The organism is Binatus soli (SeqCode) (genome assembly GCF_050015535.1).
Lineage (GTDB): Bacteria > Desulfobacterota > Binatia > Binatales > Binataceae > Binatus > Binatus soli.
Window position 1 is genome coordinate 1 of record NZ_JBEKBF010000035.1, and the last position, 8,099, is coordinate 8,099.

The window sequence follows — 8,099 nt, forward strand, 5'->3', positions numbered from 1 at the left end:
ACCTTCGAGACCTACCACGAGCTGCCCAGGAAGAGCCGCCAGCCCGAGGAGGTCATGCGCGAGTTGCGCAGCATCGCGCGCCAGGAAAACACGCGCTGGCAGACCGGCCAGATCTCGGGCACCTACTACCACGGCGGGATGGAGCACTACGCTTACCTCAACCGCGTGTTCGCGCTGTTCTCGCACGTCAACCTGCTGCAGCGCGACATGTGCCCGAGCGGCACCAAATTCGAGGGCGAGGTAATCGCGATGACCGCGCGGATGCTCGGCGCGGCGCTCGCGCGCGAGAAGGACCCACAGGCCGACGTTTGCGGAGCGATCACTTCGGGCGGCACCGAGAGCATCATCCTGCCGATGCTGGCGTATCGGGAGAAAGGGCGTGCCGAGCGCGCAATCACAGCGCCCGAGATGGTGGTGCCCGAGACGATTCATCCGGCATTTTCCAAAGGCGCACACTTTTTCGGCATCAAGCTGATTCGCGTGCCGGTCGGAGCCGATTACCTGGCCGACGTGGACGCGATGCGGCGCGCCATCGGGCCCAACACCATCGCGATCGCGGGTTCGGCGGCGAATTACCCGCACGGGCTGATCGATCCGATCGAGAAGTTGTCCGAGCTCGCGCTTGAAGCCGGCGTCGGTCTGCACGTCGATAGCTGCTTCGGCGGTTTCATCCTGCCGTGGATCGCAAAGCTCGGCTATGACGTTCCGGCGTTCGACTTCCGCCTGCCTGGCGTCACCTCGATGTCGTGCGATACGCACAAATGGGGCTATGGGCTGAAGGGTGCGTCGGTCGTGCTCTATCGCAATCGCGCGTTGCGACGGCGCATGTATTTTGCGATGAGCGACTGGCAGGGCGGGTTGTATGCGTCGCCCACGGTGGCGGGCAGCCGCTCGGAGGGAATCAGCGCATCGACATGGGCGGCGATGGTCACGCTCGGCGAGGAGGGCTACCTGAAGGCGACCCGCCGCATCATGAAGGCGGCGGACACGATCAAGTCGGGGGTCGCAAAAATCCCGGCGCTCAAGATTATCGGCAAGCCGACCTACTGCATCGCGTTCACGTCGGACAAGGTGGACATCTACCACGTCAACGATTTCCTCGTGGAGCGTGGATGGCGGCTTAACGGGCTTCAGCGGCCCGCCGGCTTTCATCTGTGCGTCACCTTGCCGCAGACACTTCCGGGCGTGGCGGCGCGTTTCGTCAAAGACATCGCGGCCGGCGTCGAGTACGCGAAGAATCCGCCCGCGACGCCCGCGCGCAGCGGCGCGGTGTACGGCGGCGGCGCAGCCTCGCTCGATCCATCGATGGTGAATGAACTGATGTTCGCGTGGCTCGACGCGAGCACCGAAGTCCCGTAACCGGGCCGGCTCCCGAGCAGACCAGCCTATGCCGACGATGGATGATCGCGCGATCGGAGAGTACGCCGCCTTTGCCTGCCATCTGGCGGACCTCGCGGGACGCACGATCCTGCCGTATTTTCGCGTGCGCCTGGCGGTCGAGAATAAGGCAAGCGGCAGCGGCTACGATCCGGTGACGCTCGCCGATCGTGCGGCGGAGCGAGCAATCCGCGACGAGATTCACCGTGTTCATCCCGGCCACGGAATCCTCGGCGAGGAGCAAGGCTTCGCGGCCGGCACCGACGGCCTGACCTGGATCATCGATCCGATTGACGGGACGCGCGCCTTCATTATCGGACAACTGCATTGGGGCGTTTTGATCGCACTCAACGACGGTGCGCGACCGGTGATCGGCGTGATGCATCAGCCGTACACGGGCGAGACGTTCATCGGTTCACGCCTGGGCGCCGAACTGAGGGGTCGCGGCCTGAGCAACCCGCTTCGGGTGCGCGAATGCCGGCGGCTCGAAGACGCGATCGTCTGCGCAACCGATCCGGCGATGTTCTCCGGCCCGGGCGAACGCGAGGCGTTTCGCCAGCTCGCATCCAAGGCGCGGATGAGGCGCTACGGCGGCGATTGTTATTCGTACTGCCTGCTCGCCTCGGGCTTCATCGATCTGGTGATCGAATCGAGCCTCCAGCCTTACGATATCCAACCGCTCATCCCGATCATCGAGGCCGCAGGTGGAATCGTGACGAGTTGGTCGGGCGGCCCACCATATGACGGCGGGCAGATCATCGCCGCCGGCGATCGCGAGCTGCATAAAATCGCGCTAGCGATGCTCGCGTCCGCCGCGCGATAACCGATCCTCCTGCGTCGCTTCTCTGGAGCCACCCGCCGGATTCGAACCGGCGACCTGCTGATTACGAGTGAGTCCAGGGGCCATCACCATCGATCACGATACAACAGCATCTGCGAGAAATGGGGGTTTCGTTCGAATCGAGGGACGGGCAGCGCTGGGCAGTTACTTCCCGCCGTTCTGGATGTATTTTCCGGCGTTTGTCAGCGTTCTCATGAAGTTCTGGATGCCGGCGCCCCGGCGGATGAACTCGGGCACCTGTATCCCCAACGCCTTGCTCGGGTCGGCCGCCACGCTGACGTAGCGAATTTCCGTCGATTTGCCATCCTTTGAAGGGCTCAAAACGTAATCCGCCCGGAACTTGATCGCCGCGTTGGCGGCGCTCTGGGCCGTGATGGTGTGCTTGGCTGGGTCGAACATGAATTTAACCACGAACGGTTTCTTGTTCGGGTTGAGATCGGTCGCTCCATGGTACTCGACCACTTTGCCCGTGGCGCTGTTCGACAGGACCTTGACGCTCGTGATGTCTGCAGAGTACTTGCTGAGCTTGTCGGGATTTGTCAGTGCCTCGTAGACTTTCGCTACAGGTGCGTTCAGGCTCGCGGCCAATTCGAGGCGGAGGTTGCCGTCCTTGTCCATCGAGTTCTTCAGACCCTCGAAGTTCGGTTCGATGGTATCCGCGTGCGCTCGATCTCCCGGAAACGTCAAGAGCGTCAGACCAAGCATCAAAATCGTCAACGAACACGCGAACCTCGAAGACATTATGGTTCCCCTGCTGAGAAGATCTGATCGGTTATCGGCGGCGTGAATTGTGAAACATGGCCGCCCGCCGGTCAAGGGACCCAGCGATGGCCGCACGGCCCTTGTAAAGCCCGAAACGGCCGGCGGATATCGTCCCGCGAAAAAGGCGCCAGCACGAGTTCTCGGGACGGACAGCCAAGTCAGATCGGGAGTCGTGCTCTGGTGTCCGGCCCGATCTCGTCGAGACACACTTCGCGGTGCTCGCAGGCCGAGACGTGGGCGGCGATGGCGAAGCCGAGCGTTGCCGCTGCATCGTCGGCATCCTGTGGGGGTTGGCGGCCTTCAATCAACGCGTCGATGAAATCGTGCACGCCGAGGCGAAAACTTTCCGACCAGTCGTTTGGAATGTCGTGCCAGGCGCGCGTCTGGCCGTCCCGATACAGGACCAGCGCAGGCTCGTCGAGAAGAGAACCGGTACAGCGGTTGATCCAGATGATGCCCTCGGTCCCGTGGATTTCGATGCGGTCGTCACTGGCGTAGTACTTCGAGCGTACGCGCATGCCCACCGACGCGATGACTTCCCAGCTGCCGAACTTGGGTACGCCGGCGTACTTCCAACTGATCAAAGCGGGCCCGTCGTAGAAAGCGTCCGGCCCAAACCGGTTGACGTGAATCCACGCGTGCACGCGTTCGACCGGCTCGGCGACGAAGAAGCGCGCCATGTTGTAGCAATGGTAGCCGTGGTCGAAGCAGGTTGGGCCACCACCGCAGGTTTCCGGATTCATGCGCCACGCCAGCGACGTGGCCGGCACCCGCCAGCCGTCATCGAAACGTCCGGCCGCCGTCTTGATACGCACCGAGATGGGCTCACCGATTGCGCCTTCCTGGACCAGCGCGCGCGCCTTGACGTGCGGCGGATAGTACATGAAGTTCTCGAAGACACGCAGCCGGCGTCCCGCACCTTTGGCCGCTTCATTCACGTCGTCGAGTTCGCGCAGCGTCAACGCCGGCGGCTTCTGCAACGACACATGCTTGCCTGCCTGCAACGCGGCGATGGCGACCTCCCGATGCAAGTGGTGTGGTATCAGGATCTCCACGGCGTTCACGTCGGAGTCGGCGAGAAGCTGGTGATAGTCGCGATAGGTCTTCTTTGGTTGCCACTCCTGCTGTCGCTGAGCTAGCAGCGCTTCGTCGTTGTCACAGATTGCTGTCAGCTCCGCGCGCGAGTGATCGCGATAGCCCAGGACCTGCAGGCTGGCGATCCGCCCGCAACCAATCAGACCAACGTGTACGCGTTCGAGCGGCGTCATACTGCACATATCTCAAATCGTGTGTCACCTGTCTATGACAGATAACGCCCTTGATGCTGCGTTCGGGATTCCGTACAGATCGGACTCACGGCCGGCGACGAAAAGTGCGCTACGTCCAAAGATTTCGCGCGCCGGTTGTCGTCCTCGCGATAACTTTGTTGGCGCTGATCTGCGGGGGCTGCTTCGACGCCTACTCGCCATATCGCGGACCCACATCGGCCGCGACCTTCCCTTGCGCCGAGGGTGACTATCTATGCACGGAGACGCGCATTACCCAGCAGGAGATAGCCAACACAGAGGGGGACTTCTGCGGGGACCAACGCGACGATGGGCTGCGGCGAGCCGGCGGCAGCGAGCGGTCGTGCGAAGACCTGTGCGAAACCACGCATGAGAATGACCGCGAAGTGCGCGACTGTGACCGTGAGTGTCAGGCCGACCGGGACGACTCCGACACGCGGGAGCGTCAGTTCTACCGTTATTGCATGGAGCAGCCGTGAGTCTCGACCACGCGGGCGGATGGCTGGCGCTCGTGATGCCTCGATTCCGGTGGGCGCGCCTGGGTGTGTTCCAACTGCGCGCCTACGTGATGGGCGGGCCGATGGAATTTGAAAGCATGCTTTTCGGCCGCACGCGAGGCCGGGACCCCAAAAAGGAGGGTTGCCGGGCATCGTGGCGCGCCCCCCTTTGCGTGTCGATAGCTCTGATTTTTTTCTCGGGGAATTTCTTTTCGAGCGCCTGGGCGCAGCAGACGAAATTAACCAAGTGGCGCGATGCTACCTGCTGCACGATTACGAACGGAGAATACATCGAGACACTTGCACTCGTGCGATGGGCCTGTCCGAAGTTGTTTCCTCGCGCCGACGTGGTGATCGGTCCTGTTCGGTCGTGATTGGCAGTCGTTTGGCAGTCGATCCCAAGCGCCGGATCGCTACGGGTATGAGAAACTCACGGATGTTGCTTACGCGGAATATTATCAACCGAGAGCTTTGAGGAATGATTAAAGCCCCTGAAAACAAGGCTCCAATGGAGCGTTTTGGCGAGCGCGAAAGGCAAAACTTGAGGCCTTCAGGAGGGTTCCTAGACTCAACCCCGAGATCGAACCTCGCGTTTGCAAACCGCTTGGGGCCAGTGCTAGTCCGAATCAGGATTCAAAAGGAAATTCCGGTTAAAGGGAGAAGATGAAGGCTCGCATCCTGTTTTTCGTGATGCTCACGCTCTTGTGCGCGTCGTGCGGCGGCAGCTCGAGTGGCGCCCCGCCAACGCCGGCGCGCAACGCGACGGTTCAGGTGCCTGGTCTGATGAAGACAGGACGTATCGCCCCGGCTGTTACGCTCAAATCCGGGGACGTGCTGGAAGTGGGAGGATTCGGATCCCTGGCGGCCGAAGACCTCGCTTCCGGCGAGGTATATCACCCCAAGACCGACAGCTTTACGCTGGTCGCGAATCAACTGCCGATCGCGGCGCGGAACCTCTGCCTGGCGGCGCTCAACGACGGCACGGCGTTGGAGGTGGGCGGAATCGACAGCAGCGGCAATGCTCTATTGCAGGCTGAGATTTATGATCCCGCGAGCAACGGCTTCGCGCCCACCAAAGGCGCCATGAATGACGCCCGCTATGGATGCACCGCGACCACCCTTCAGGATGGAACCGTGCTGATCGCGGGCGGAGACGCTAGCAGCGGACAGACAACCGACACCGCCGAGATTTACGATCCCGCCTCGGGCGCCTTCTCCTACACCAAGGGCGATATGATCGCCCCGCACGCGTTTCACGCTGCGGTCCTGCTTGCCGATGGCAAGGTTTTGGTGGCCGGCGGGCTCAACGGTACAGCGGTGCTGGCAAGCGCCGAGCTTTACGATCCGGCGTCAGAGACCTTCAGCGCCACCGCGGGGCCGCTCAACTCGGCCAGAGACGACTTTGCGGCGGTTCTGTTGGCTGACGGCCGCGTGCTTCTGGCGGGTGGCACGGGTGTTTCCAGCTCCCTTGACAGCGCGGAACTGTACGATCCAAGCAGCTCGACCTTCAGTTTCACTGCCAACAACATGAGCACCGGCAGATGGGATCCGTCCGCCGCGCCGTTGCCGGGTGGAAATGCGATCGTCGGCGCGGGAAGCAATTCTTTTCCAAGCCAGGTGCCGGATGCCGGTTTCGACCTGTTCGATGCCTCCACCAACACTTTCTCGCCGACCGGTGCGCTTCACATTGCGCGCATGTCGGCCGCCGCCGTCGTACTGCCCGACGGCTCTCCTCTTATTCTTGGCGGAAACGACGATCAAGGAGGCACCGGCGAAAATTACGAGCCGAGCGGTGAAATCTACAACCCCACAACCGGGACGTTCACCGTGACCGGCGGCCTCAACGCTCTCAGGGGGGCATATGCCTCGGCGCTGCTGTCTGACGGCCGCGTCTTGATCGCTGGCGGCTTCAACGAGACTGCGGCGCTTGGCACTGCCGAGGTGTTCGATCCGAAGACCGGCCATTTTATCCCCACCGCCAACAATCTTGCCGTGCTGTGCGCTCCGTGCAACGGGGTTACCCTGAAGGACGGTGATGTGCTGATCGTAGATGGCAGTAGCGGCGTTAACGCGGATCTCTTCGATCCGAAAACGATGAGCTTTTCGCCCACCTCCGGCCCAATGATCGCCTCGCAATTCGGGCCGACCGTCACTCTGCTTCGCGATGGTACAGTCCTGATCGCGGGCGGACTCGACACGAGCGGCAACGCGCTCGACACGGCGGAGCTCTACAATCCCAAGACGGGAACCTTCGCTGCGACCGGGACGATGACCTCGCCCCGCATAAGCCACACCGCCACCCTGCTCGCCAACGGCCAAGTGTTGCTCGCCGGTGGAGCCGGGACTTCGGGCGTCCTCGATACCGCAGAAATCTACGATCCGAAAACCGCAATGTTCACCGCAGTGCCGAATACGATGACCTCGCCGCGTGAGAGCGCAACCGCAAATCTGCTTGGCGACGGCCGAGTTTTAATTGCCGGCGGCCTCGATGCGGGTTTCTTATCGCTCGCCACCGCCGAGTTATTCAACCCCAAGACCGGCACGTTCACTCCAACCGTGGGCGTGATGAGCAACGAGAGGGTTTATCATTCCGCAGTCAACCTGCCCAATGGCCGCGTAATGATCGCGGGCGGTGCTATCCAGGTACAAACCTCCTTCGGGCCACAGGACACAACGACGGCCACAGTGGACTTTTACGATCCTTCAACCGGTCAGTTCCAAGCCGGAGTAGCGATGCTCTCGCAGCGCGACTACTTTACCGCAACGTTGCTGGACTCGGGAAAAGTATTGATTCCGGGTGGGCTCATCGAAAACGCGACGCTCGGAGACGTGGCGCTCGAGACCGCCGAGGTTTACACCCCGTGAAAGGAGCGATAGAGACAGCCTCACTTGGACTTTTGAATTAAGGGCGCATCAGTTATTTGAATATATAACACTGGCCGAGAAAATCTCAGCGCCGTCGATTCGCTTCGAATGAGTCACCCTTCAGTATCCATTCCAGCGGTATTTTCCCGTTGTTGTCGGTCCCGAAGAACAATGATATTTGCCCATCGGCTCTTGAAATATGTACGGGATCATCGGCAACGACAGTCAGAGCTTTTCTAAACCCTGTGCCGTGATCCACGTAAACATCTAAACTGCAGCCGTGGGAGCCGCAGTAGAGAGGCCCTTGTGTGCTTACAAAGAAAATATTTATCCCTGTTGTTTTTGGCCTGCACCCCGAAAACTCAGCCGAAATGAGGTAGAGTCCGTCGCCTGAAAAGGAGACGGACGATGAAAGGGAGTCGCTTCAGCGAGGAGCAGATCATCGGGGTGCTGCGCGAGCACGAGGCCGGG

The 8,099-nt window shown here is 61.4% G+C and carries 7 protein-coding genes; 5 read left to right on the forward strand and 2 right to left on the reverse strand.

All coding sequences use genetic code 11. The features are described from left to right. Together ABR989_RS17420 and hisN are read left to right on the forward strand one after the other, a co-directional pair. A partial coding sequence (locus tag ABR989_RS17420) for a pyridoxal phosphate-dependent decarboxylase family protein (protein ID WP_428130585.1) occupies nt 1–1,359 on the forward strand: 1,359 nt, incomplete at its 5' end. A gap of 28 nt (nt 1,360–1,387) precedes the next feature. After that, entirely contained in the window at nt 1,388–2,200 is an 813-nt protein-coding gene (hisN, locus tag ABR989_RS17425; protein WP_428130586.1) for a histidinol-phosphatase, read from the forward strand. A 162-nt stretch (nt 2,201–2,362) separates the two neighbouring features. Here the strand turns inward: hisN and ABR989_RS17430 are convergent, their stop codons facing one another. Continuing rightward, nucleotides 2,363–2,836, reverse strand: coding sequence for an SRPBCC family protein (locus tag ABR989_RS17430; protein WP_428130587.1), 474 nt, complete (start codon nt 2,834–2,836; stop codon nt 2,363–2,365). A gap of 302 nt (nt 2,837–3,138) precedes the next feature. After that, complete coding sequence (locus ABR989_RS17435; RefSeq protein WP_428130588.1) at nt 3,139–4,248, reverse strand: Gfo/Idh/MocA family protein; 1,110 nt, start codon at nt 4,246–4,248, stop codon at nt 3,139–3,141. Between the two features lie 158 nt (nt 4,249–4,406). On the opposite strand from ABR989_RS17435, the gene ABR989_RS17440 reads away from it, so the two are divergent. The 3 genes from ABR989_RS17440 (at nt 4,407) to ABR989_RS17450 (ending at nt 7,628) form a co-directional block, all read left to right on the forward strand. Next, nucleotides 4,407–4,745, forward strand: a complete 339-nt coding sequence (locus ABR989_RS17440; RefSeq protein ID WP_428130589.1) for a hypothetical protein — start codon at nt 4,407–4,409, stop codon at nt 4,743–4,745. After that, complete coding sequence (locus ABR989_RS17445) at nt 4,742–5,137, forward strand: hypothetical protein (RefSeq protein ID WP_428130590.1); 396 nt, start codon at nt 4,742–4,744, stop codon at nt 5,135–5,137. Before ABR989_RS17440 ends, ABR989_RS17445 begins: the two co-directional genes overlap by 4 nt. Before the next feature lie 289 nt (nt 5,138–5,426). Continuing rightward, nucleotides 5,427–7,628 (forward strand): tRNA wybutosine-synthesizing protein 4 beta-propeller domain-containing protein, encoded by a 2,202-nt coding sequence (locus ABR989_RS17450; RefSeq protein ID WP_428130591.1) that lies wholly within the window; start codon nt 5,427–5,429, stop codon nt 7,626–7,628. Nucleotides 7,629–8,099 lie beyond the last annotated feature (471 nt).